This is a genomic window from Moheibacter sediminis, from assembly GCF_900176425.1.
Lineage (GTDB): Bacteria > Bacteroidota > Bacteroidia > Flavobacteriales > Weeksellaceae > Moheibacter > Moheibacter sediminis.
The window spans coordinates 1-23,670 of sequence record NZ_FWXS01000007.1 but is presented as its reverse complement, the minus strand read 5'-3'; the positions used below and the strand labels follow the sequence as shown (position 1 = coordinate 23,670).

General features: G+C 34.7%; 27 protein-coding genes and 1 pseudogene. 18 read left to right on the top strand and 10 right to left on the bottom strand.

The window, feature by feature from the left end:
- Nucleotides 1-8: 8 nt before the first annotated feature.
- Genes uvrC through B8977_RS10695 form a run of 3 tightly spaced genes read left to right on the top strand, consistent with a single transcriptional unit; the run spans nucleotide 9 to nucleotide 4,180 of the window.
- Entirely contained in the window at nucleotides 9-1,799 is a 1,791-nt protein-coding gene (uvrC, locus tag B8977_RS10705; protein ID WP_084017717.1) for an excinuclease ABC subunit UvrC, read from the top strand.
- 29 nt (nucleotides 1,800-1,828) lie between these two features.
- On the top strand, nucleotides 1,829-3,073 hold the full coding sequence (locus tag B8977_RS10700) for a T9SS type A sorting domain-containing protein (RefSeq protein ID WP_084017716.1): 1,245 nt from the start codon (nucleotides 1,829-1,831) through the stop codon (nucleotides 3,071-3,073).
- A 45-nt stretch (nucleotides 3,074-3,118) separates the two neighbouring features.
- Nucleotides 3,119-4,180, top strand: coding sequence for a DUF3298 and DUF4163 domain-containing protein (locus tag B8977_RS10695; RefSeq protein ID WP_084017715.1), 1,062 nt, complete (start codon nucleotides 3,119-3,121; stop codon nucleotides 4,178-4,180).
- Nucleotides 4,181-4,303: 123 nt separating this feature from the next.
- On the opposite strand, the gene B8977_RS10690 is transcribed toward B8977_RS10695, so the two are convergent.
- From B8977_RS10690 to B8977_RS10680, 3 genes are all read right to left on the bottom strand, one after another.
- Complete coding sequence (locus tag B8977_RS10690; RefSeq protein WP_084017714.1) at nucleotides 4,304-4,945, bottom strand: peroxiredoxin; 642 nt, start codon at nucleotides 4,943-4,945, stop codon at nucleotides 4,304-4,306.
- A 111-nt stretch (nucleotides 4,946-5,056) separates the two neighbouring features.
- Complete coding sequence (locus B8977_RS10685) at nucleotides 5,057-5,374, bottom strand: YbaB/EbfC family nucleoid-associated protein (protein ID WP_084017713.1); 318 nt, start codon at nucleotides 5,372-5,374, stop codon at nucleotides 5,057-5,059.
- A gap of 46 nt (nucleotides 5,375-5,420) precedes the next feature.
- The gene (locus tag B8977_RS10680; protein WP_143736465.1) at nucleotides 5,421-5,879 is read right to left on the bottom strand and encodes a Rieske (2Fe-2S) protein; all 459 of its coding nucleotides are present in this window, start codon (nucleotides 5,877-5,879) and stop codon (nucleotides 5,421-5,423) included.
- Nucleotides 5,880-5,972: 93 nt separating this feature from the next.
- Between B8977_RS10680 and greA the strand changes: the two genes are divergently transcribed.
- The 3 genes from greA to B8977_RS10665 all read left to right on the top strand — a co-directional run bounded on the left by greA (nucleotide 5,973) and on the right by B8977_RS10665 (nucleotide 7,486).
- Nucleotides 5,973-6,455 (top strand): transcription elongation factor GreA, encoded by a 483-nt coding sequence (gene greA, locus B8977_RS10675; protein ID WP_185116611.1) that lies wholly within the window; start codon nucleotides 5,973-5,975, stop codon nucleotides 6,453-6,455.
- A 1-nt stretch (nucleotide 6,456) separates the two neighbouring features.
- Nucleotides 6,457-6,849, top strand: coding sequence for an HIT family protein (locus B8977_RS10670; protein WP_084017712.1), 393 nt, complete (start codon nucleotides 6,457-6,459; stop codon nucleotides 6,847-6,849).
- A gap of 70 nt (nucleotides 6,850-6,919) precedes the next feature.
- A complete protein-coding gene (locus B8977_RS10665; RefSeq protein ID WP_084017711.1) occupies nucleotides 6,920-7,486 on the top strand; it encodes a hypothetical protein in 567 nt (188 codons plus the stop codon).
- Here B8977_RS10665 and B8977_RS15095 read toward each other — a convergent pair.
- Nucleotides 7,483-7,692, bottom strand: a pseudogene (locus B8977_RS15095) (hypothetical protein); the annotation flags it as partial. The gene B8977_RS10665 and the pseudogene B8977_RS15095 sit on opposite strands and share 4 nt — an antisense overlap.
- 158 nt (nucleotides 7,693-7,850) lie before the next feature.
- Nucleotides 7,851-8,330, bottom strand: coding sequence for a GNAT family N-acetyltransferase (locus B8977_RS10660; protein ID WP_084017710.1), 480 nt, complete (start codon nucleotides 8,328-8,330; stop codon nucleotides 7,851-7,853).
- Nucleotides 8,331-8,468: 138 nt separating this feature from the next.
- Between B8977_RS10660 and B8977_RS10655 the strand changes: the two genes are divergently transcribed.
- Complete coding sequence (locus B8977_RS10655) at nucleotides 8,469-9,548, top strand: agmatinase family protein (protein ID WP_143736464.1); 1,080 nt, start codon at nucleotides 8,469-8,471, stop codon at nucleotides 9,546-9,548.
- Between the two features lie 30 nt (nucleotides 9,549-9,578).
- Nucleotides 9,579-9,968: a DUF1398 domain-containing protein gene (locus tag B8977_RS10650; protein WP_084017708.1), complete on the top strand. Its 390-nt coding sequence runs from the start codon at nucleotides 9,579-9,581 to the stop codon at nucleotides 9,966-9,968.
- 86 nt (nucleotides 9,969-10,054) lie between these two features.
- Here B8977_RS10650 and can read toward each other — a convergent pair whose 3' ends face one another.
- The 3 genes from can to B8977_RS10635 all read right to left on the bottom strand — a co-directional run bounded on the left by can (nucleotide 10,055) and on the right by B8977_RS10635 (nucleotide 12,709).
- A complete protein-coding gene (gene can / locus B8977_RS10645) occupies nucleotides 10,055-10,693 on the bottom strand; it encodes a carbonate dehydratase (RefSeq protein WP_084017707.1) in 639 nt (212 codons plus the stop codon).
- Nucleotides 10,694-10,831: 138 nt separating this feature from the next.
- Nucleotides 10,832-12,391, bottom strand: coding sequence for a SulP family inorganic anion transporter (locus B8977_RS10640; protein ID WP_084017706.1), 1,560 nt, complete (start codon nucleotides 12,389-12,391; stop codon nucleotides 10,832-10,834).
- A 63-nt stretch (nucleotides 12,392-12,454) separates the two neighbouring features.
- On the bottom strand, nucleotides 12,455-12,709 hold the full coding sequence (locus B8977_RS10635) for a hypothetical protein (protein ID WP_084017705.1): 255 nt from the start codon (nucleotides 12,707-12,709) through the stop codon (nucleotides 12,455-12,457).
- A gap of 280 nt (nucleotides 12,710-12,989) precedes the next feature.
- On the opposite strand from B8977_RS10635, the gene B8977_RS10630 reads away from it, so the two are divergent.
- On the top strand, nucleotides 12,990-14,885 hold the full coding sequence (locus B8977_RS10630) for a S9 family peptidase (RefSeq protein ID WP_084017704.1): 1,896 nt from the start codon (nucleotides 12,990-12,992) through the stop codon (nucleotides 14,883-14,885).
- Nucleotides 14,886-14,949: 64 nt separating this feature from the next.
- Here the strand turns inward: B8977_RS10630 and B8977_RS10625 are convergent, their stop codons facing one another.
- Entirely contained in the window at nucleotides 14,950-15,549 is a 600-nt protein-coding gene (locus tag B8977_RS10625; RefSeq protein ID WP_084017703.1) for a nitroreductase family protein, read from the bottom strand.
- An 84-nt stretch (nucleotides 15,550-15,633) separates the two neighbouring features.
- Between B8977_RS10625 and B8977_RS10620 the strand changes: the two genes are divergently transcribed.
- From B8977_RS10620 to B8977_RS10580, 9 genes are all read left to right on the top strand, one after another.
- Nucleotides 15,634-15,999, top strand: coding sequence for a winged helix-turn-helix transcriptional regulator (locus tag B8977_RS10620; RefSeq protein WP_084017702.1), 366 nt, complete (start codon nucleotides 15,634-15,636; stop codon nucleotides 15,997-15,999).
- Between the two features lie 15 nt (nucleotides 16,000-16,014).
- Nucleotides 16,015-16,908, top strand: a complete 894-nt coding sequence (locus B8977_RS10615) for a DUF72 domain-containing protein (protein WP_084017701.1) — start codon at nucleotides 16,015-16,017, stop codon at nucleotides 16,906-16,908.
- Nucleotides 16,909-16,912: 4 nt separating this feature from the next.
- Nucleotides 16,913-17,626, top strand: a complete 714-nt coding sequence (locus B8977_RS10610) for a Dph6-related ATP pyrophosphatase (RefSeq protein WP_084017700.1) — start codon at nucleotides 16,913-16,915, stop codon at nucleotides 17,624-17,626.
- 61 nt (nucleotides 17,627-17,687) lie between these two features.
- Complete coding sequence (locus tag B8977_RS10605; protein WP_084017699.1) at nucleotides 17,688-18,485, top strand: AraC family transcriptional regulator; 798 nt, start codon at nucleotides 17,688-17,690, stop codon at nucleotides 18,483-18,485.
- A gap of 97 nt (nucleotides 18,486-18,582) precedes the next feature.
- Nucleotides 18,583-18,882, top strand: a complete 300-nt coding sequence (locus B8977_RS10600) for a hypothetical protein (RefSeq protein ID WP_084017698.1) — start codon at nucleotides 18,583-18,585, stop codon at nucleotides 18,880-18,882.
- Nucleotides 18,883-19,104: 222 nt separating this feature from the next.
- Entirely contained in the window at nucleotides 19,105-19,431 is a 327-nt protein-coding gene (locus tag B8977_RS10595; RefSeq protein WP_221405784.1) for a DUF2200 domain-containing protein, read from the top strand.
- A 143-nt stretch (nucleotides 19,432-19,574) separates the two neighbouring features.
- Nucleotides 19,575-19,946 (top strand): VOC family protein, encoded by a 372-nt coding sequence (locus B8977_RS10590; RefSeq protein WP_084017874.1) that lies wholly within the window; start codon nucleotides 19,575-19,577, stop codon nucleotides 19,944-19,946.
- A gap of 411 nt (nucleotides 19,947-20,357) precedes the next feature.
- The gene (gene typA / locus B8977_RS10585; RefSeq protein WP_084017696.1) at nucleotides 20,358-22,163 is read left to right on the top strand and encodes a translational GTPase TypA; all 1,806 of its coding nucleotides are present in this window, start codon (nucleotides 20,358-20,360) and stop codon (nucleotides 22,161-22,163) included.
- Between the two features lie 213 nt (nucleotides 22,164-22,376).
- Entirely contained in the window at nucleotides 22,377-23,237 is an 861-nt protein-coding gene (locus B8977_RS10580) for an SDR family oxidoreductase (RefSeq protein WP_084017695.1), read from the top strand.
- A 225-nt stretch (nucleotides 23,238-23,462) separates the two neighbouring features.
- On the opposite strand, the gene B8977_RS10575 is transcribed toward B8977_RS10580, so the two are convergent.
- Nucleotides 23,463-23,670 (bottom strand): T9SS type B sorting domain-containing protein (locus B8977_RS10575; protein WP_159447483.1); only part of this gene is annotated, 208 nt, incomplete at its 5' end.

Below are 23,670 nucleotides of genomic sequence, written 5' to 3'. Positions count from 1 at the left end.
GTTATATAATGCAAGAAAATTTAAAACTCATTCTTCAGACTTTGCCCGACAATCCCGGTGTTTATCAGTACTATGATAAAAACGGGAAGATTTTATATGTCGGAAAAGCAAAAAATCTGAAAAAGCGGGTTTCTTCCTATTTCAATAAAATCCATGATTCCGGAAAAACGAGAGTGATGGTCAGTAAGATTGCTGACATCCAAACCATCATCGTTGAAACTGAGTTTGATGCGCTTTTGCTGGAAAATAATTTAATCAAAAAATACCTTCCGAAATACAACATTTTGCTCAAGGATGACAAAACTTATCCCTGGATTTGCATCAAAAATGAACCTTTTCCACGAATTTTCAAAACGCGAAAAGTGATTAAGGACGGTTCGGAATATTTCGGTCCCTACGCTTCTGTAACGATTTTGCAGGCTTTATTGGGATTGATTCGTGAGATTTATCCTTTGCGGACTTGCAATTATGATTTAAGTCCGAAAAATATAGAATCTGGGAAATACAAAGTTTGTTTGGAATACCACATTGGCAATTGTTTGGGTCCGTGTGAAGGTTATCAAGCTGAGGAAAATTATGATGCCAACATAGAATCCATTCGCAATATCATCAAAGGAAATTACAATGACGCGATTCGTTTTATGACGCGATTGATGAATGAATTTGCAGAAAAATTAGACTTTGAAACAGCCCAAAGCATCAAGGAAAAAATTGATTTGGTTAAAAATTATCAGGTAAAATCTACTGTTGTCAATCCGACAATCAAAAACGTAGATGTTTTCACGATTATTTCTGACGAAAGTGCAGCTTATGTGAATTTTCTTCGGGTTAACAATGGTGCTATAATTCAGTCTCATACATTGGAATTAAAGAAAAAATTGGATGAATCCAATGAAGAGTTACTGGAATCTGCAATCGTCGAAATCTTGAATCGATTTGGAAATCATTCGCGTGAAATTTATCTGCCATTTAATTTAGATTTTGAAATTCCGAATGTAAAAATTTCCGTTCCGCAGATTGGCGATAAAAAACGGCTTTTGGATTTGTCCGAACGAAATGCAAAATATTTCCGCCTGGAGCAGATGAAACAAATGAAAATCCTCGATCCCGACCGCCACACCAAACGCATCATGGCGCAGATGCAAAAAGATTTGCGCATGCCTGCTGAGCCGCGTCACATTGAAGGTTTTGACAATTCAAACATTCAGGGAACTAATCCCGTTTCGGCTTGTGTGGTTTTCAAAGATGGCAAACCTAGCAAGAAAGATTACCGCATTTTCAATGTAAAAACGGTGGAAGGTCCTGATGATTTTGCGACGATGGAGGAAGTGATTTACCGTCGCTACAAAAGGGTTTTGGAGGAAGAGGGAGAATTGCCGCAATTGATTTTGATCGATGGTGGAAAAGGTCAGTTGAGTTCGGCGTTGAAAAGCATTGACAAATTGGGATTGCGCGGAAAAATTACGATTATCGGCATCGCAAAACGGTTGGAAGAAATCTTTTTTCCCGGAGATTCGATTCCACTTTATTTGGACAAAAGTTCTGAAACTTTGAAAGTTTTGCAGCATATCCGAAATGAGTCGCACCGATTCGGAATTACAAAACACCGCGCGAGAAGAAGCAAAAATTCATTCAATTCTGAATTGGAAGGAATTCCCGGAATCGGCGACAAAACGATTCAGGATTTATTGAACAAATTCAAATCTGTAAAAAGAATCAAATCCGCCTCCAAAGAAGAATTAGCGGAAATCGTTGGAAGTTCGAGGGCAGAGAAAATTATTGAATTTTTCAAAAATTAAATTTTCATAGTTTTACAAAAAACTATTTTATGAAAATTATTGTATCTCTTTTTCTAATAGTCTTCAGTTTATTTATTCTTAAAGCTCAATGTCCAACTGGTACTTTAACAATTAATTCTCAGTCTCAAATTGACCAATTTATAATTGATTATCCAAATTGTCAAGAAATAAATGCTTCCATTAGAATTTTAAATGCACCATCAGTTACAAATTTAAATGGATTTCAAAATTTAACCTCTATAAATGGGTTGCTAGAAATATATAATTGTTCGAATTTAACTGATATTACAGGCTTGAGCAATTTGGAACGTATAAATGACGATTTTCGATTAGATTCTACGGGAGTTACAATGATTGAAAACAACTTTCCAAAACTCATGCATATTGCCGGAAAATTGCATATTGATAATGAAAACCTAATTAAAATTGATGATTTTAAAAACTTAGTAAATTGTAATCTCGTTGAAATTATTGGTAATATTAATTTAAATCAACTTATGGGATTTGATAATTTGGATAATAGCACTGTAAGAATTGAAAGCAATAATATCGAATTCATAGACGCTTTTCAAAATGTAAGTAAAATGCAAAGGTTGAATATATCAAATAACACAGATATATTTCTAAACATCTCTCCTTTATATAATCTTTTGGAAATTAGCTCTTCCCTAAGTTTGAATATGAGAAGCCACAGTTTAGATTGGTTACCCAATCTCACATCAATTAATTTCGGGCTTAGCATTAATATTTTTGAACTCAATGATATATCGGGACTTAGCAATCTTAATTGTATAAACGGTCTGATTTATATAACGAATTCAAATTTGAATTCACTTACTGGGCTTCAAAATATAAACAGCGAAAGTATTACAAGTATTAATTTGCTTAACAATTCCAATCTTTCATCATGTTCTTTACCCAACATCTGCTCATTTATTTCACAAGGAGGATTTACTACTTTAATAAATAATGAGCAAGGCTGCAATTCAGTTGAAGAAATTCTTGAGAGTTGTAGTATGTCAATTGATTCTCATGAATTAAATTCAAAAATCAATATTTATCCAAATCCGGTTAAAAATGATTTGAACATTTCATTAAAGGATAATAGCTTAAAGGTGAATAAAATTTCACTTTATGATTTGAGCGGAAAATTGGTTAATGAATTTGAGAATCAGTCAAAACTGAATTTGTCTTTTTATCCAAGCGGAAATTATGTAATTGTCCTCGATACTGATAAAGGATTTATCAGCAAAAAAATAACCATTGCGAAATAGTCATTAGGAACACAAATTGATTATAAGTTTCAAAAAATTACTTCTATGAAATTCCTTTATTTTTCATTTTTCTGTTTAATTCTTTCTATCCATTCATTTGCTCAAAAAGATGATTATTTAATTCTGGAAGGAAAAATCGGCGAATTTCCGGTCAGTATGGAATTGACCATCGGGAAATGGCCGGAGCAAGAAGAAAAATTTTACAATGGGAATTATTATTATCATTCGCAGGAAATCCCAATTGATTTGTATCAAGCTGACTCCATAAAAGGTGAATTAAATTTGACCAATTGGGAAGATGAAAACGCTCAGGAATTTTTCAAAGGAAAATTTACAAATGGCATTTACAAAGGGATTTGGACAAAAGGAAATAAAAGTATACCTTTTGAATTGAAGAAGGTTTCAGCAAAATATCATACCGAAATCGTTCATTTTCAAAACTCTAAAGTGGTTCCGGTGGGAAGCAATGCAGGTACTTACGAATACGATTGGTATTTGCCCAAAGATCTGAAAATACAGCGAGAATTGGTTTGGAAAATTGACTCTACTTATACTGATTTTCACAGTTACACAAAAAACAGTCTTGCATCTTTTGAGGAAGATTACACCAACGAAATCAAAGAATATCAGAAAGATAGCGATGACGACAGTCATTCTTTTATGATGAATTATGCATTTCATGAAGGATTTTCGCCAGTTGTCAATTCCAAGAATTATTTGGTAATGAGATATTCGCTTTATCAATATACCGGCGGCGCACATGGAATGTCACATGAAATTTATTTTACTTATAACAAGAAAACGCAAAAATGGATGGAAATCAGCGATGTTTTAAATGAAAAATATGTGATTCAAATCAATATGGTTGTGGACAAAGCTTTACGGAAAGAACATAATATTCAAGGCGGAATTCCTTTGCAGGATTCAGAAAACAGCATTTTCATTTCTGATGAAATTACGTATTCCAAAAATTTTACTTTGTCTAAAAATGGAATCACATTTCATTATGGTTTGTATGAACTAACACCTTATGCGTACGGATATTTTTCACAATTCGTCCCTTATGAAGAATTGAAAATGTATTTGAACCAAGATTTTAAATATTAAATTAGATTCTTCATTTCGTTTTACTTCATTCAGAATGACAAAACACTATGTCATTCCGACAAAGGAGAAATCAAAAAAATCCCTTTTTGTTTATAGCAAAAAGGGATTTCTGTAAAACACGGATTAATTGAGGTTTGGCTGAGGCGTCAACCTCAAATATGATTTAATTTCTTTATAACCTTTCGGGAAAAGCTGGTCAGCTTCTTCATTTGAAACCGCAGGCGTGATAACCACTTCCTCGCCATATTTCCAATTAGCCGGAGTCGCAACTTTATAGTAAGCTGTCAATTGCAATGAATCAATCACACGGATTAATTCATCAAAATTCCTTCCGGTCGAAGCCGGATATGTGATGATCAATTTAATCATTTTGTCCGGTCCGATTATATACACCGAACGAACAGTCGCGGTCAGCGAAGCATTCGGATGAAGCATATCGTATAATTCAGAGATTTTCTTTTCTTCATCTGCGATGATAGGGAAATTCACTTCTGTTGACTGGGTTTCGTTGATGTCTTTTACCCAGCCTTTGTGCGATTCAAGTCCGTCAACGCTGAGTGCCAGCACTTTCACATTTCTCTTTTCAAATTCATCTTTGTATTTCGCAACTGTCCCCAGTTCAGTTGTGCAAACAGGCGTGTAATCAGCAGGATGCGAGAAAAGGATTCCCCATCCATCGCCTAAAAATTCATACAAATCAATAATTCCTTCCGTCGTTTCAGCCTGGAAATTGGGAGCTATATCACCTAATCTTAGTGTTGACATATTTGTTTTAATTTAATTTAATGAAACAAATATAAAAATACTCTACAAAATCTATAGATTAAACAGAGTTAAATATTTCAAAACTAATTCTTCGAAAGAGTTTAATCTGAACTAAAAAGGTAATCCAGGAAATCCGCCCATGCTTCCTTTCGCAGTCTGCTTGGCTTCTTCTATTGCATTTCGTTTGATTTCATCTAAAGCTTTATTCAAAGTTACGACCAGAGTGTCTTCTAACTGTTGTTTGTCTGCCATTAAACCGGAAGCGATTTGAATATCTTTGATGGTTGCTAATTTCGTAATTGTTACTGAAACCGTTCCGTCTGATGAAGTTTCAGTAAAAGATTCACTGTCTAAACGGTTTTTTAAATCTTCAAAATCTTTTTGGACGTTTTGTAATTTGCCCATCATTTCCATTATATTTCCAAACATGATAATTGTTTAAAGTTTTTATGTTTCAGGTTTAAAATTTATAAGTTTAATTAAAAATCTCCAAAATTCCACCTTGAAAAGAAGTCTGATAAACCCTTGGTGTACGATCCGGCGCAAATCCTTCACTGTTTTGAATAGGTTGCCCGGTCAATAAAATCCATTCTGCTCCGTCATGCGGGCAATACATTTTGATTGCATCTCTGACTTCAATTGTTGACTGTGTATTGGGGCAGATGTGAGGAGCATTTCTGTCGTAAGCCCGGAAACCTTGCCCTGTATTGACAACAATTATCCCACGAGTCCCCGCTCCTTCTCCTTGTATATATGCCCAACCATTTGGATTTTGCAGTTCACTGTACAACGGCAATGCTAAATTGATCGACGCAAAGACATTGTATTGTGGATTGCAGCTAATCTGCCCATCATCTTCGGAACAACTATTTGAAATTCCAATAGTTAAAACCATCACAAAAATCCAAAATATTTTCAAAGCGGGTAATTTCATTTTATTTGTCAAATTAAATTTATTATATTTGCGTCAGTAGTCCTGCGGTGCGCCGCAGGATTATTCTTTTATATATTAAATCGAAAAAATACTATGGCAAATATACAATATGTAACGAAAGAAGGTTTGGATAAATTGCGTGCCGAATTGGACCAATTGGAATCTTTTGAGCGTCCGAAAATATCTCAACAAATTGCAGAAGCACGCGACAAAGGCGATCTTTCTGAAAATGCAGAATATGATGCTGCTAAAGAAGCACAAGGTTTGCTGGAATTGAAAATCGGAAAATTACAAGACCAGATTGCCAATGCACGTGTAATTGACCCTTCACAATTGGATAGTTCAAAAGTTTCAATCCTTTCAAAAGTGAAAATCAAGAACTTAGCCAATGGAATGGAAATGACTTATTCGCTTGTTCCTGAAACGGAAGCGGATTTATCAAAAGGTAAAATTTCTGTCAACACACCGATTGCCAAAGGTTTATTAGGCAAAAAACTAGGTGAAATCGCTGACATCGAATTGCCAAACGGAACGAAAATGCAGTTTGAAATCTTAGACCTTAAAATCGAAGAATAAAGTGGCAAGCGTTTTTACCAAAATCATAAACGGAGAAATTCCTGCATTTAAAATCGCTGAAAATGAAGACTATATGGCATTTTTAGATGTATTTCCACTCGTGAAAGGCCATACTTTGGTCATTCCTAAACAAGAAGTGGACAAGATCTTTGAAATGGACAAATCGCTTTACCTCGGATTGATGGATTTCGCTTATGACGTTGCGCAAGCGGTGGAGAAAGCAATTCCTTGCATCCGTGTAGGAATTGCTGTTATCGGTTTGGAAGTGCCGCACACGCATGTTCATCTGGTTCCGTTGAATACCATTCAAGACATCAATTTCACCAATACAAAATTAAAATTAGAAAATGAAGAAATGATTGAAATCGCTGAGAAAATCAAATCGTTTCTATAAAGTTAGTTTCATGTTTAAATTTTCAAGTTCAATGTTAACTTAAACTTTGAACTTTAAACAAAAAATACCAATGAATAAGTACATCAAATTAGTCCTCGCAGTTTTAATGATTTCAGGAGCGGTTTACCTCATTACCGACCGCGAATATGCTTGGGGCTTCATCCTAATATTTCTATCCATTATTCCGATTCTTTTGTTTTTCAGAAACGAATATATTTTATTGGCTTTCTGGCAGATGAGAAAACAAAATCTGGAAAAAGCAAAAACTTGGTTATTAAAAATTACCAATCCTGAAGGTCAATTGGTTAGAAAACAAATGGGTTATTTCAATTATTTGATGGGAATTACCGAAGCACAGACCAATGTAAACGCTTCCGAAAAGTACATGCGCAAAGCACTCGATTATGGTTTAAGTTTCAAACATGACCGCGCCATGGCAAAATTGAGTTTGGCGGGAGCTGTCATGGCAAAAGGGCGCAAACAGGAAGCGGAAATTCTACTGAAAGAAGCCAAAGCTTTGGACAACCAAGGAATGTTTACCGATCAAATCAAAATGATGCAGGAACAAATGAAACGTGTCAATGTCGGAAAAAACATGCAAAATCCTCACATGCGCAGAAAAGGGAAGTATTTTTAGAATTTAGAACTAATATCTCCTTCCTCCACTTGGATATTGTTTTCTAAACAATATTTGATGATTATTTTATTAATTTTATTGATAAAGGAATTTTTAGACCAAAAACTTATATTAAATATAGATTCTCCTCCGCCAGCTGCAATCAAATCTAATTGCATTTGTTTTTCTTTTACTTTTATAACAATTACATTGAACTGAGTTGTATTATTTCGAAAATAGTAGTCTTAATAACCTAATACTATCATTTGATCTGAACTGTTTTCATATTTAAAAGGATATTCACTTTTTAAATATTCTACCAATTTCTTAGTGTCAGAATCGAAAATAATATTTTTTTTAACTTTCACTTTTTAAATAAAAATTCTTACGCAATCGGAATCTCCACAATCAGTAAAAATTTATTTTTGACCTTGTGTTCGATTTTGTTGAGGACTTTTGCGCCTTTGTTTTCAAAAAATGCCAAACCGTTCGGATCGAGCACAATGGTCGCTTTTTCTACATGATTTGATTTCAGGAAATCTTTCAAATATTTGAACATCGCAGAGCCGTAACCCTTTCTCATAAAAGGTGTATCGACCCAGTATTGCGCAATTCTAGTCGTCGGCTGGATTTCTTCCAAAGCAAAAAATCCTACGATGTCATCTTCCAAAGTCGCTTTGATGACTGTGTGTGTATTCAAAAATTCTTCGGTCATCGTCAGGTTTATGTTCCAAAGTTCCATCGCTTCTTTCGAATAGCCCCAATGCCTCTTGGAACGAATGGCCAATTCGCTCAAACTTTCACAATCTGCAGCAACTGCCTTTTCAAAAATCATATCTTCCGGTGGTAATTTGGAGTAATTCATCAATCGTATTTTATTAGGTATTTATACAAATTTATTCCAATTTTAAGATTAAACAAATTGCATCAACTGAATTCTCAAAATAATCCACAAAGATTTATCTTTACAGCCTGAATTTAGATTAAAATTTATTCAACAATCATGACAAAACAAGAAATCATCGATACTTTCGACCCGAACCAACCGGGACTTTCAGACGCTTCCTTATTTGGACTTCCATTTTCTGCCGTAAATAGTGAAATTATCATCGTTCCAGTTCCTTGGGAAGTGACAGTAAGTTATGGATCAGGTGCATCGGAAGGTGTTGAAGCGGTTTTTGAAGCTTCCTTTCAGGTTGATCTGCAGCATCAGGAATTTCCGGAATTATGGAAAAACGGAATTTTTATGGATGATGAAATTCCGAATTGGAAAGAACGCAGCGAAAAATACAAAGCTTTGGCTTTACCTATCATCGAAGCTTTGGAAAATGGTGAATCCATCGATGAAAATCCAAGTCTCGATAAAAATTTAGATGAAGTCAACACTGCTTGCCATCAATTCAAAATTGAAGTAAAAGAAAGAATTCTCCATTGGATCAATCAGGATAAAAAAGTTGGGCTTTTGGGCGGTGACCACTCTACTCCACTTGGTTATTATGAAGCTTTGGCAACGAAATATGACAATTTCGGGATTTTGCACCTCGATGCACACATGGACTTGAGGATTGCTTACGAAGGGTTTACTTATTCGCACGCTTCGATTATGTACAATGCGTTGCAAATCCCTCAGGTTTCAAAAATCGTTCAGGTTGGAATTCGTGATTTTTGTGAACAGGAAGTTGAAGTTGTAAAATCTGAAAAAAACCGTGTGAAAATCTTTACTGATATGGATTTGAAAGCGCAAAATTTCGGAGGAAAAAACTGGAAAGACCAATGTGACGATATCATCAGTGAATTGCCGCAAAAAGTACACATCAGTTTTGACATCGATGGTTTGTATCCTTGGTATTGTCCGAATACAGGAACACCGGTTCCGGGTGGATTTTCATTTGAGCAGGCGGCTTATCTGTTGTCCAAATTAGCAGAATCCGGAAAAGAAATCATCGGCTTTGATTTGGTGGAAGTGGCGCCGGGAGAAGACGATGACTGGGATGGAAATGTAGGTGCAAGAATGCTTTTCCATTTATGTGGCGTTTTTGCGAAATCTCAGAAATTAAATACAGGAGAAAAAATTCAGTTTTAAAAATTAATATTAATCAACTTAAAATAATTTATGTTTTCCATAGAAGATATTCAAAATGCACACGCCAAAGTGAAGTCAGGAGCAGATTTCCCGGCTTACATTCAGGATTTGAAAAAATTAGGTGTTATCCGCTATGAAACTTTTGTTTCGGATGGGCATACTGTTTATTTGGGAGAAAATGAATTCAGAGCTTCATCTCCCGCAAAATATGATGAAATGAAAATCGCTGATAATTCGGATGCTGAACAGTTCAAATCAGATTTGAAATCACATCAGCAAGGAAATACAGATTACAAAAAATTTTGCAGTGATTGTGCTAAATCAGGAATTGAAAAATGGATTGTCGATTTGGAGAAAATGACTTGTACTTATTATGACAAATCCGGAAATGAAATCTTGGTAGAAACTATTCCAGGATAAATTTAATTTAAAATATAGAAAAAGAAAAATCCCCGAATTTTCGGGGATTTCTTCTATTAAACATTTTAATTTATAAATAAGTTGGATTAAATATCCAACTGATAAACTGCGTCCAATTCTGCATTTGAACTCACGTTTGTGTTCAAATCTTTTACAAGGCCGGAACCTACACCGTAAACCCAACCGTGAAGATGAAGATCCTGTCCGGTTTTCCAAGCATTTTGTACAATGGTCGTTTTTGCCAAATCATACACTTGTTCCTGAACATTTAATTCGATAAACCTATTCAATCTATCTTCTTCATTTTCAACAGCATCCAATTCATTTTTATGAAAACGGTAGGTATCTTTGATGTGACGGATCCAGTTATCTACCAAACCATGTGATTGATTTCCCATCGCTGCTTTCACGCCGCCACAACCATAATGCCCGCAAACAATTACGTGTGAAACTTTCAAAGCATTTACAGCATAATCTAAAACGCTCAACATATTCATATCGCTATGAACAACCATATTGGCAATGTTTCTGTGCACGAAAACTTCGCCTGGCTGTGCGCCGATGATTTCGTTTGCCGGAACGCGACTGTCAGCACAACCAATCCAAAGTACCGGCGGGCTTTGTCCGTTTGCCAATCTTGAGAAAAATTCCGGGTCTTGGCTAATTTTTGATTCCACCCAGTTTTTATTGTTATCGATTAATTTTTTATAAAAATCTAAATTCATCTTGTTTTCTTTTTTATTTGTTTAAATAATATTTTTTGAAATTTTGTCATTCCTACAAAGGAGTAATCTCAATTTTTATAGATTCTTCTTTTCTTTTAAATTTTCTTAATCTCAAATACTCAGAATGACAGAATTTAATTAATGTCCCATTTTGAATACTTTGTGGCCAAAGAATTCTCTGAAACTGTGAGGGTCATCTACAATTCCTCTTTCTGAAATAATTTTAATCTGAATATTGTTATTCTTTGCTTTTACTTTGAATTCATCCAAATATTCTAAAATATCATAATCGAGAATCTTAGTTTTTCTGAAATCCAGTTCTAAGAATGCTCCTTGTGGCAAAGCATCCAGTTCTTTTACGATTGAACCACGGTTTACGAAAGTTACCTCTTCTGCCAAATTCATGTGGTAAAGATTTTTCTTTCCTTCAAATTCTTTGATGAGCATTGAATGCGAGTTTGTATAGGATTTTAGTAATAATACAATAACACCTACAATCAATCCTGCAATAATTCCGACTAATAAATCGAAAATAACAATAGCTACAACTGTCACTATAAAAGGAATAAACTGTTCTTTTCCAAGTTTATACATTTCTACGAAACGTTTTGGATTAGCTAGTTTATAACCAATTATAAGTAAAACACTCGCCAAAACAGCAAGAGGTATCAAATTAAGAAGTTTCGGTATGATAATTACACTTAACAATAACAACAAACCGTGTAAAACAGTGGAAAGTTTTGACAATCCTCCGCTCATTACATTTGCTGAACTTCTTACAATTACCTGAGTTAAAGGTAATCCCCCAATTAATCCAGACAATGTATTACCAATCCCTTGCGCGATTAATTCAAAACTTGTGGGAGTCTGACGTTTCATTGGATCTAATTTATCTGTTGCTTCAACACTTAATAAAGTCTCCAAACTTGCTACTACAGCAATCGTCAATGCTGTTAAGTAAACTGCAGGATTGTTAAGTGCTGAAAAGTTAGGGAAAGTAAAATTAGAAATAAATGAGTTAAAATCCTCTGGAATTGGAACATTTACTAATTGAGATTGGTTCAATGCTAAATCTCCTGATTGTCCCATTGTCAAATAAATTATTATTCCAATCGCTACTGCAATAAGAGGTCCTGGAACTAATTTGAAGAGATTACTTCTCTTTGCTAGAACTTCGTCCCAAAGTAATAAAACCAACAATGAAACTACCGAAACAATTATAACACCGATAGAAATTTTTTCATGAAAATTAATAAAAGTTATTCTGTCAGATTCCATTTCTCCGCTTAATCCTAAAACCAATGGAATTTGTTTTAGCAAAATGATAATACCAATGGCACAAAGCATTCCTTTGATAACTGATGAAGGGAAATAATAACCAATAACTCCCGCTTTTAAAAGCCCCATAATAATTTGCAGAATACCTGCCATCACCACTGAAACCAAGAATATTTCGTACCCGCCCAAATCCGTTATTGCAGTAAGTACGATTGCTGTCAATCCTGCTGCCGGACCACTTACACCAATATTTGATTTGGAAATCAAACCTACTACTACACCCCCGATTATTCCTGCGATAACACCTGAAAACAACGGTGCTCCACTCGCCAATGCGATACCCAAACATAATGGTAGCGCTACAAAAAAGACAACCAAACTTGCTGGAACATCTTTTTTCCAATATTTAAATAAATTCATTTAAAATGATAATAATTTGTTAGATAAAATGTTGATAATGTGTGATAAATTTCACACTATGATTTATCCAACAAATTCCGGAGGCGGCGTGTCATAATTAAGAATAAACTGACACACTAATTCTTCATTTTGATAATGATACATTTGGATGTTTGGTTTTACCAAACTGAATTCAAATTGAGGAATTTTCTGACAAACTTTGCTTTTACAATTCTCTTTAATTTCATTTAAAGTATTGTTATTGCAGTCGTTGTGCTCAATTTCATTATACATATTATTTTCTCCGTACTGCATATTAATTGTCAATCCATTACTCATACTTAGCATGAATAAGGAGACAAACAAATAAATAAGGATGTTATGTGTACTTTGAAATTTCACTCGACGCAAAAATAAGCAGATTTTAACAGTTATGTAATAAATTTATCTTAAAATTTAGGTGAATTTGATGCAAATTATGCACCAAAATTTAGCTTTTATTAGATTTAAATCTGAAAATTGACATTTATCATGTACTTTAAATAATTACTCACATTTCATATCACTTTTAAAACCAATTCATTTTAATTACATTTGGAATCATTTTTTATTACATAATATGAAATTATACACATTCATTCTTTCTGCTTTTTTATTCATAACAATTACACAAGCACAGCAAAATATGATGACACCTGAACTTTTGTGGAAACTCAAAAGACTTTCTCCAATCGGAATCACAAAAGACGGCAAAAACGTCATTTATTCTACAACCGAATACAAAGTGGTCGAAGGAGAAAAAATTTCCAAAAAATTCAGTTTACCTATCAATGGCGGATCGTCAACAGAAATTCAGGATTTCTCCAATTTAATTTTCGATAAATCTATTTCTCCTGACGGGACCAGAAAAATTGATATCCAAAAAGTAAAATTGGACAAAGTTTCAGGAAGCGATTATTATCCGCAACTGCAAAATTCTGATGTCAAAATTTATGACGATTTGCATTACAGACATTGGGATACCTGGATGGATGGGAGTTACAACCATTTGATTTTAAATTTAAATAATGGTTCTGAAGTTGCCGGAATTGATTTGTTAAAAGATGAACCATTTCACAGTCCGCAAATGCCATTCGGCAGTGATGAAGATTTCACATGGAGTCCAGACGGAAGCAAAATCTTATATGTTGCCAAAAAGAAAAAAGGAAAAGAGTATGCAACCAGCACCAATACTGACATTTACGAATACGATGTAAAATCAGGTAAAACTAAAAACCTCACAGATGGAATGATGGGCTACGATACACATCCTGAATTTTCTTCAAAAGGAATTTTAGCTTTTACAAGCATGGCGCGCGATGGTTACGAAGCTGACAAAAATGATTTGATCATGGTTCAGAACAATGAAAAAATTAATCTTACCGAAAGCTGGGACGGAACTGTAAATGCTTTCAAATGGGCAGATAATGGAGAAAAAATTTATTTCAATGCACCTATCGGGGGAACTATTCAATTATTTGAAATTGAAATTAAATCTAAAAAAATCAAACAAATCACCGATGGAGAATTTGATATTGCAGGATTGGTTGGACAAACCAAAGACGCTTTTATTGTAACCAGAACAGATATAAATCATGCTGCTGATTTGTTTTCTGTGGATTTGAAATCAGGGAAATTGAAACAGTTAACAGATGTCAACCAAGACATTTACAGCAAAATAAAATTAAGCAAAGTCGAAAAAAGAATTACCAAAACGACTGATAATAAGGACATGGTTTCTTGGGTAGTTTATCCGCCTGATTTCGACCCTGCGAAAAAATATCCAACCTTGCTTTATTGTCAAGGTGGACCGCAATCTGCGTTAACGCAGTTTTATTCTTACCGTTGGAATTTACAGTTGATAGCAGCCAACGGCTATATCGTTATTGCGCCAAACCGTCGCGGAATGCCTGGTCACGGAGTTGAATGGAATGAAAAAATCAGTAAAGATTGGGGCGGACAAGTAATGGATGATTATCTTTCTGCGATTGATGATATTTCTAGAGAAAGCTATGTCGATAAAGAAAGATTAGGAGCTGTGGGTGCAAGTTACGGTGGATATTCTGTACTTTATCTTGCAGGAATTCACAACAAAAGATTCAAAAGTTTTATCTCGCACAACGGTGTCTTTGATTTGAAATCGATGTATGGAACGACTGAAGAAGTTTGGTTTCCAAACTGGGATGCAGGCGGGGCTTATTGGGAAAAAGACAATAAAGATGCAGTAAAAACTTACGAGAAATTTGACCCAAGTAACATGGTTAAAAATTGGGATACGCCAATTTTGATTTTCCAGGGAGGAAAAGATTACCGTGTTCCGATTGGGCAAGGACAAGAAGCATTTCAGGCAGCACAATTGCAGGGAATCAAAAGCCGTTTCATTTATTTTCCAGATGAAAACCATTGGGTTTTACAACCGCAGAATTCTGTGATTTGGCATACCGAATTTTTCCGATGGTTGAAAGAAACTTTGTAACAGAAATCAGATTAAATAAAAAAATCCCGTTCAACGAGCGGGATTTTTATTTTGATAGAATGAATTACCTCACTTCCAGAACCAAATCTTTTTTAACTCTTGATTTTGGCTTTAATTCCGGCTGGTTAAAATCTTCTGCATCTCTTATTCCCAGAGCAACAGCAACTAAAGGCTCATAGCCATTTAATCCTAAAATCTCTGCATACTTATCGGGTTCGATTCCTTCCATCGGCGTAGAATCAATTCCCATGTTAGCTGCCGCACTCAACAAAACACCCAAAGAAATATAAACTTGTCTCGCCATCCAGTTTTTGGCATGTTCTTCTCCTAGCGGTTTGATGAGTTTGTTATAATAATCTACTGCGCCTTGTGGTAAATTTTCCTGAATTTGTTTTTCAAAAACTGAAACATCATTAATCGCACTCAAAACTACCAAATGACTGCTTTGGTTAATTTTTTCTTTGTTAAACATCGAAGCATTCGCCAATTTTGCTTTCAATTCATCATCAGAAACAATTACAAATTTCCAAGGCTGGCTGTTAATCGAAGAAGGAGTTAAATGCAAAATCTCTTTCAGTTCTTCTATTTTTTCATTGTCAATCTTTGTCGCTGCATCATATTTTTTGGTTGTATAACGCAGTTTCATTGATTCTAAAAAAGTCATATCTATAAATTTAAACTATATTAATTATAGTTGCAAAATTAATGATAGTAGCTTAAATTTGCAATAACGGTAATAAATGATAGTATGTTTCAAATCGACGAAAAGATGTTCCCCTGCTCCACCAGCATCACGATGCGTTTCATCGGCGGCAAATGGAAAGCGGTGATTTTAATCCATTTGGCAAAAGACAACAAACGTTATAATGAACTTCGAAAACAAATTCCAACGATTACAGAACGTACGCTGAGCTTACAACTGAAGCAATTGGAAGAAGACGGATTGATTCAGCGAAAAGTTTATTCAGAAAAACCTCCGCTGATGGTGGAATACAGCCTGACTGAATTTGGAAAAAGTTTGATTCCTCTGCTTAAACAAATTGCAATTTGGGGAGAATTTGCTAAATTGAACTCGAAAAAAGTTCAAAATATAGAATCGCATCATTCTAATTAATTCTAAAAATTTAAAATGAAATTCGGAAAAGTTGAAAATCCTGAATTGGTTGATTTCACGTTGCCAAAAGATCACCCTGACACAAAGAATATTTTGAATGAATTTAAAAATCAGAATTCATTTGAAGCTTATGTCGGCTGTGCCAAATGGAATCGCGCTGATCTGAAAGGATTTTATCCGCGCGGAACCAAAGACGAATTGACTTATTATTCCAAACAGTTTAATTCTATCGAATTGAACGCAACTTTTTATAAAATGCCAGACTGGCAGCAAGTGCAAACCTGGAAAAATAAAACGCCGGACGATTTCAAATTCTTCCCGAAAATCACGGATTTGATTACGCATTACCGAAGATTAATCAACGTGGAAGAACCGATTCAGAATTACTGCAATGCGGTCAGCAATTTCGAAGAAAAACTCGGAATGGCTTTCATGCAGTTACATGATAATTTCAAACCGAAAGATTTTGAAAGACTGAAAACTGCTTTAGAATTTTTCCCTCCGGAAATTCCATTGGCAGTAGAAGTGAGAAATGAAGAATGGTTTTCTGATGAAAAAGTAAGCGATGATTTTCACAATTTACTCAAAGAACTCAACATGGCAAATATCATCGTCGATACTGCCGGCAGACGAGATATGCTGCATATGCGTCTGACAAGTCCTGTTGTTTTTATCAGGTATGTAGGCGCGAATCATGCTTCAGATCCGAAACGTTTGGATGATTGGGTAGCAAGAATTAAAAAGTGGAAAGAGGAAGGTTTACAAAAATTGTATTTTTTCGTTCATCAAAATTTAGAAGTTGAATCGCCTTTGCTGGCGGCTCATTTCATTGAAAATTTAAATAAAGAATTAAATCTTTCGCTGAAAATTCCAAATAAAAAAGACGATATCAATCCTACATTGTTTTAATCAAATGAAATCAAAAGCGGTTTTCAATTGGAGCAGCGGCAAAGATTCAGCTTTGGCTTTGTATAAAATTTTGAATTCAAATCAGTTTGAAATTGTTTCGTTACTTACTTCAGTGAATTCAGAATTCAAACGCGTTTCAATGCATGGATTGAGAGAAGAATTACTCGAAAAACAAGCCGAAAGCATCGGTCTTCCTTTATACAAAGTCATGCTTCCCGAACGACCTTCGATGGAAGAATACAATTCTATCATGAATTCCACACTGACAGATTTAAAACAAAAAGGAATCACGCATTCCATTTTCGGAGATATTTTTCTGGAAGATTTGAAAAAATACCGAGAAGATAAATTGAATGAAGTTGGATTAAAAGCCGTTTTTCCACTTTGGAAGATCAGTACAAAGAATTTGATTGAGGAATTTATTTCAGTTAAATTTAAAACAATTGTGATTTGTGTAAATGAAAATTATCTCGATAAAAGTTTTGTCGGAAGAATCATCAACCAGCAATTCCTAGATGATTTGCCGGAAAACGTTGACCCTTGTGGCGAAAACGGAGAGTTTCATACTTTTACATTCGATGGTCCGATTTTTCAGTTTCCAATAAATTTTACAATTGGTGAAATTGTCCGGAAAACTTATCCAAAGCCGAACTCAGAAGCATCGGAAAATACCGATTATGATTATGGATTTTGGTTTTGTGATTTGATTCAAATTTGAATTCAAAAACTACATACTTTTGCATAAGAATTCACTCAAAATATTTTAGAATTCTATAAAAATGGAAGGGATTTTAACGCTGCATAAAGGTGAATATTCAGGCGATATACTTCAGATGAAGGAGTATAAAGGGATTATTGCGAGCAGAACTTCCTATGATAAAAATTACAATTCTGCCTTTCATTACCACGAAAACCCGCATGTGACATTCATCGTTCAGGGAGGAAATTTAGAAACAAAAAAAGGAGAGTCTACCATTCGAAAATCTAACGAAGTGATGTTTTATTATGCAGGTGAATGGCACCAAACGACTCCTACAAATCCCAACACTAAAAACTTGAATATTGAGCTGGATTATGATTTTTTAATCAACAACAACATCAGCGAAAATCAAATCAAAGAAGCGGTTACCAAAAATTTTGACACGTCATTTTACATTATGAATATGTATTCGGAACTTCTTTTAAATGACAGTTTTACGGAATCGTCCATTCACAGCATCTTATTTAAATTGGTAAGTGAGAAAAATTATAAAAATTACCAATCTATTTCGTGGTGCAATCAACTGAAACAGATTTTAAATGATGAATGGTATGTGAATCACAATCTGGTTGATTTGGCTTTGAGAACCGGAGTTCATCCGGTAACTATTTCTAAATATTTTCCGAAATATTTTGGGTGTACGATGGGAAGTTACATGAGAAGACTTCGGGTTTTTCATAGTCTGAAATTGATTAAAAATGATTCCGAATCCCTGACTGAAATCGCATTGCAATGCGGATTTTCAGACCAAAGTCATTTCACAAGAGTATTCAAATCTTATACAGGATTTAACCCATCCTCATTCAGGAATTTATAGGACGCTAATTTTATTCTATTTTTTAGATACTTAATTATTTTTTTTTGCAAGTTGTTTTATAAGTCGGATTAAATTTAACTCAAGCAGCAAACAGATTATGTACATTTCAGAATTAGATTATTATATAAAATTTGTTTTTAATTTTGCGGATGAGGAAATATTGTCTACGACCGATGTATCTGTAATCAATGAATTTATAGAACAAGACAAATTGGAAGTTGGAGGAAGAGTTACGCTTGCCGGCGAAAATTATATCATAGAAAATATCAAAATCAAGAATTTTTCTGAAATCCCTGAATTAAATTCCATTGGTTTAAATCTGAATAATGGGGAAAACCCCTTAACAGGAACAATTAAAAATTCGCTCTTTACAATTTGCATTTATCTGGAAAAGTAGAATTTCTTCATTTAAAATAATTATAAAACAAAAGGCCTGCTATTCATAGCAGGCCTTTATTGTGATAGATTGATTTAGACAAAATAATTTTATAAATTTAACTGTCATATGGAAATTATCATCAAAATATTATTTTTAATACCCTCACTGAAAAAAGTTAACTTTACTAATTAAAGTTTAAACAAAAGATATTTAAAAGTGGATAATTCAAGAGTTTACAAAATGATTTTCGCAGGTGTTTATCCTCATTATATAACAAAAGCAGAGAAAAAAGGACGGACGAAATCTGAATTAGATGAAATCATTTTTTGGTTGACAGGTTATGATTCAAAATCTCTGCAAAAGCAAATCGATAAAAAAGTGGATTTTGAAACTTTTTTTAGTGAAGCTCCACAATTAAATCCAAATGTATCAAAAATAACAGGTGTGATTTGCGGTTACCGTGTGGAAGAAATCAACGATCCGCTAATAAAAAAAATTCGTTATCTGGACAAATTGGTTGATGAATTGGCAAAAGGAAAAACTATGGACAAAATTCTTAGGATTTAATTTACTTAATCAAAAAAATGAAAAAATCAATATTTTTAGCAGGAATTCTGACGGCATTTGTATCAGGTATCAGCATAAATACAATTTTTGCAAAGCAACACGAAACTACCCAGATAATTACTAACAAACAAACAATAAACGATATGAAATTAGGCGCATTTTCAATAAGTCTCAGCGTTAAAGATTTGAAAATCTCCAAAGAATTTTATGAAAACTTAGGCTTTCATACTTTTGCGGGAAGCATGGAACAAAATTACCTCATCATGAAAAACGGAAACACACTCATTGGTCTTTTTCAAGGTATGTTTGAAGGAAATATTTTGACCTTTAATCCTGGATGGGACGAAAATGCAAAAAATCTAGATGATTTTGATGATATAAGAGAAATTCAAAAACATCTGAAAATTAAAGGATTTCCACTCATGAGCGAAGCTGATGAAAAAACTACAGGTCCCGCAAGTCTCATGACCAATGACCCCGACGGAAATTTGATTTTGATTGACCAGCACAGGTAAATTCCTCTTTACTTTTGAAATGAATGAGAGAAATCAATGTAACAGTGATTTTTCTGAGTTAAGAAGAATTATAAATTCTTAGGAATTATTTGATGTTACGTCCAACGGTAAATTTGATGATTTAAATAATAAAATATTAAATCATTTGCATTGTGATGCTGATTTTGAACAACTTTCAAGAATTATATCAAATGAATTAATTGCCAATTATGGACTTTTTATGATGAATCTGATGCCCAAAAAATCCCCGATGAAGTTTTAGAATGGTTGAATGATAAATCTTAATTAATCTTAAATTCAAACCAATTAATTCTCCCATTTATAATCAAATAGTTAAATAAAAATATACTTTATATTTAAAGCCTTGTATTTTCGACAATTATACGTACTTTTGCACCCTCAAAATCCTATATGCAAAATATACGTAACATCGCTATTATAGCACACGTTGACCACGGAAAAACCACATTGGTTGACAAAATTTTACACAGTACCAACGTTTTTCGTGAAAACCAAGATGCAGGTGAACTCATCATGGACAACAACGATCAGGAGCGTGAAAGAGGAATTACCATTTTCTCAAAAAACATTTCAGTTAATTACAAAGACATCAAAATCAATGTAATCGATACGCCTGGTCACGCCGATTTCGGTGGTGAAGTAGAGCGCGTTTTGAAAATGGCTGATGGTGTAATCCTTTTGGTGGATGCCTTCGAAGGACCTATGCCTCAGACTCGTTTCGTATTGCACAAAGCATTGCAATTAGGATTGAGACCATTGGTTGTAATCAACAAAGTGGACAAACCAAACTGTCGTCCTGACGAAGTTCATGATGCGGTTTTTGATTTGTTTTTCAATTTAGATGCGACAGAAGAACAGTTGGAATTCCCAACTTTCTACGGTTCATCTAAACAAGGTTGGTTCAACACAGAAAACGTTGAAACAGAAAATATTTTCCCATTATTAGATGGAATTTTGGAATACGTTCCGGCACCTCAGATTTCAGAAGGAACTTTGCAGATGCAGATTACTTCATTGGATTATTCTTCTTTCTTAGGAAGAATCGCCGTTGGAAAAATCGCTCGTGGATCTATCAAAGAAGGACAATGGGTTGCTTTGGTAAAACCGGACGGAACTTTTGTCAAACAAAAAGTAAAAGAATTGTATGTATTTGAAGGACTTGGAAAGAAAAAAGTAACCGAAGTTTCTGCAGGTGACATCTGTGCTGTTGTAGGTATGGACAAATTCCAAATCGGCGATACCATTGCCGATGCTGAAAATCCGGAAGGTCTTGCAAACATAAAAATTGATGAGCCAACGATGAATATGTCGTTTGGTATCAACAACTCTCCGTTTTTTGGTAAAGATGGAAAATTCGTTACCAGCCGTCACTTGATTGACAGATTAGAAGCGGAATTGGAAAGAAATTTAGCTTTGAGAGTAGAGCCGACTGACGATTCAAATACATATTTGGTTTACGGCCGTGGTATCATGCACTTGTCTGTTTTGATCGAAACGATGCGTCGTGAAGGTTATGAATTGACGGTAGGTCAGCCTCAGGTAATCATCAAAGAAATCGATGGTGAAAAATGTGAACCTTACGAAACATTGGTGATTGACGTTCCACAAGACTTTGCGAGTAAAGCGATTGACTTGGTTACGCAACGCAAAGGTGATTTATTGATAATGGAAGCAAAAGGTGAATCTCAGCATTTGGAATTTGACATTCCATCAAGAGGTTTGATCGGATTGCGTTCTCAAATGTTGACTGCTACTGCTGGTGAAGCTGTGATGGCACACCGTTTCAGCGAATACAAACCATTGAAAGGTAAAATTCCGGGACGTTTGGCCGGAGTCTTGATCAGCAAAGACCAAGGTGTTTCGACTCCTTATTCTATCGATAAATTACAGGACAGAGGTAAATTTTTCATCTCTCCTGGTGAGGAAGTTTATGCAGGTATGATCATCGGTGAGCACTCTCGTGACAACGATTTGGTTGTAAATGTAATCGAGGCGAAAAAGTTGAACAACATCCGTGCTGCGGGCAAAGATGATTCAAATGCCATCGCTCCAAAAATCGATATGTCTCTGGAAGAATGCATGGAATACATCCAAGGTGGTGAATGCATCGAGGTGACGCCAAACTTCATCCGTTTGAGAAAAATTCACTTGAAAGAAGAAGACAGAAAACGTCAGCAAAAAGTTTTAGAAGGATAATTCATTCTGAAATAATCAATATTAACTGAGACGTCATTTATGGCGTCTCTTTTTTTATACCCAATACAATTCTTTAAATTGATTAAAATAAATCAAAGCGGCAAGCTTATTGAATATTGACAGATAACACTTTACAATAAATTGAAACATTAACAATAAAGCATCTGAATTCCTTTGCTGATTTGTTTTATGAAATTATAAAAATCAAATATTATGAAATCAAAAACAAAAAAAATACCGTCGCAAACTCAAAGACAACAACCAGGAAAAGAATCCAGAATGAAACCACAGCCGGAATTTTCCCCCATAAATGATCGAAAAGAAGGTCGCCTAGAAGGAAAAGTTACCATCATCACAGGCGGCGACAGCGGAATCGGACGTGCAGTTGCAGTTGCTTTTGCTGAAGAAGGTGCAGATATAGTAATTGCTTATCTTGATGAACACGAAGATGCAAAAAAAACTGCCGAAGAAATAAAAAACAAGGGCAGGAAAGTGCTACTCATTGCAGGAGATGTTTCGAAAGAATCATTTTGTAAAAAAGTAATTCAGAAAACAATTGATAAGTTTGAAAAAATTGACATCCTCATCAACAATGCAGCCGTACAGTATGAAACGGATTCGCCGACCGACATTACCAAAGAGCAATTATTAAAAACCTTTGGGGTCAATGTTTTTTCTGCTTTTTACCTTTCCATCGCCGCCATTCCTCACATGAAAAAAGGAGCCTCTATTATCAACAGTACTTCTGTTACAGCTTACAGAGGAAGTGATCATTTGATTGATTATTCAACTACGAAAGGCGCTTTGGTTTCTTTCACACGTTCTATGTCCGCAGCACTTGTGGATAAAGGAATTCGCGTAAATGCGGTTGCACCGGGACCAATTTGGACTCCATTAATTCCTGCAAGTTTCGATGCGAAACAAGTTGCCAAATTCGGAAAAGATACGCCTATGAAACGTCCTGGACAACCGAATGAAGTTGCGCCTTGTTATGTATTTTTGGCCTCTGAAGATGCCAATTACATGACGGGACAGGTTTTGCATCCAAATGGCGGAGAAATCATTAATGGATAATTTTTTGATGAAATAAAAAAAAGTAATTTTTATTCGTTTATAATATTACATCTATAATATAAACTTATCAATAAAGATTAAATCTTTAAAATTAATTATTATATTTTTCGGAAAAAAAAATATTCACATTGGGGAAATTTTATGCTCTTTTTTCTTATAAAAAAAACCCTCTCGCCCATTTGACAGAGAGGATTTCAACAATCTCAACTATGAAACAATTTTAATTTAATAATTCCTGATGTTCACACTCCCGCTCAACTTCTCTCCCGATTCAAGAATAAGTATATACCAATAACTACCACTTGGAAGCGGCTGGTTATTGTACTTCCCGTCCCAAGTGAAGCTCGATTCGATCATCCTGTCCACGAAGATCTTTCCGTACCGGTCAAAGATCTGAAGCCTCGTATTGGGATAAACTTCCAGTCCTCTCAGC

Coding starts and splice junctions, on each gene's coding strand:
- B8977_RS10605 (WP_084017699.1), top strand. CDS start 17,688: ATGGAAGGGATTTTAACGCTGCATAAAGGTGAATATTCAGGCGATATA.
- B8977_RS10595 (WP_221405784.1), top strand. CDS start 19,105: ATGATTTTCGCAGGTGTTTATCCTCATTATATAACAAAAGCAGAGAAA.
- B8977_RS10700 (WP_084017716.1), top strand. CDS start 1,829: ATGAAAATTATTGTATCTCTTTTTCTAATAGTCTTCAGTTTATTTATT.
- B8977_RS10685 (WP_084017713.1), bottom strand. CDS start 5,374: ATGTTTGGAAATATAATGGAAATGATGGGCAAATTACAAAACGTCCAA.
- B8977_RS10665 (WP_084017711.1), top strand. CDS start 6,920: ATGAATAAGTACATCAAATTAGTCCTCGCAGTTTTAATGATTTCAGGA.
- uvrC (WP_084017717.1), top strand. CDS start 9: ATGCAAGAAAATTTAAAACTCATTCTTCAGACTTTGCCCGACAATCCC.
- B8977_RS10635 (WP_084017705.1), bottom strand. CDS start 12,709: ATGAGTAATGGATTGACAATTAATATGCAGTACGGAGAAAATAATATG.
- B8977_RS10650 (WP_084017708.1), top strand. CDS start 9,579: ATGTTTTCCATAGAAGATATTCAAAATGCACACGCCAAAGTGAAGTCA.
- greA (WP_185116611.1), top strand. CDS start 5,973: ATGGCAAATATACAATATGTAACGAAAGAAGGTTTGGATAAATTGCGT.
- B8977_RS10615 (WP_084017701.1), top strand. CDS start 16,015: ATGAAATTCGGAAAAGTTGAAAATCCTGAATTGGTTGATTTCACGTTG.
- B8977_RS10660 (WP_084017710.1), bottom strand. CDS start 8,330: ATGAATTACTCCAAATTACCACCGGAAGATATGATTTTTGAAAAGGCA.
- B8977_RS10625 (WP_084017703.1), bottom strand. CDS start 15,549: ATGACTTTTTTAGAATCAATGAAACTGCGTTATACAACCAAAAAATAT.
- B8977_RS10695 (WP_084017715.1), top strand. CDS start 3,119: ATGAAATTCCTTTATTTTTCATTTTTCTGTTTAATTCTTTCTATCCAT.
- B8977_RS10640 (WP_084017706.1), bottom strand. CDS start 12,391: ATGAATTTATTTAAATATTGGAAAAAAGATGTTCCAGCAAGTTTGGTT.
- B8977_RS10620 (WP_084017702.1), top strand. CDS start 15,634: ATGTTTCAAATCGACGAAAAGATGTTCCCCTGCTCCACCAGCATCACG.
- B8977_RS10590 (WP_084017874.1), top strand. CDS start 19,575: ATGAAATTAGGCGCATTTTCAATAAGTCTCAGCGTTAAAGATTTGAAA.
- B8977_RS10600 (WP_084017698.1), top strand. CDS start 18,583: ATGTACATTTCAGAATTAGATTATTATATAAAATTTGTTTTTAATTTT.
- B8977_RS10690 (WP_084017714.1), bottom strand. CDS start 4,945: ATGTCAACACTAAGATTAGGTGATATAGCTCCCAATTTCCAGGCTGAA.
- B8977_RS10655 (WP_143736464.1), top strand. CDS start 8,469: ATGACAAAACAAGAAATCATCGATACTTTCGACCCGAACCAACCGGGA.
- B8977_RS10630 (WP_084017704.1), top strand. CDS start 12,990: ATGAAATTATACACATTCATTCTTTCTGCTTTTTTATTCATAACAATT.
- B8977_RS10580 (WP_084017695.1), top strand. CDS start 22,377: ATGAAATCAAAAACAAAAAAAATACCGTCGCAAACTCAAAGACAACAA.
- B8977_RS10610 (WP_084017700.1), top strand. CDS start 16,913: ATGAAATCAAAAGCGGTTTTCAATTGGAGCAGCGGCAAAGATTCAGCT.
- can (WP_084017707.1), bottom strand. CDS start 10,693: ATGAATTTAGATTTTTATAAAAAATTAATCGATAACAATAAAAACTGG.
- B8977_RS10680 (WP_143736465.1), bottom strand. CDS start 5,879: ATGAAATTACCCGCTTTGAAAATATTTTGGATTTTTGTGATGGTTTTA.
- typA (WP_084017696.1), top strand. CDS start 20,358: ATGCAAAATATACGTAACATCGCTATTATAGCACACGTTGACCACGGA.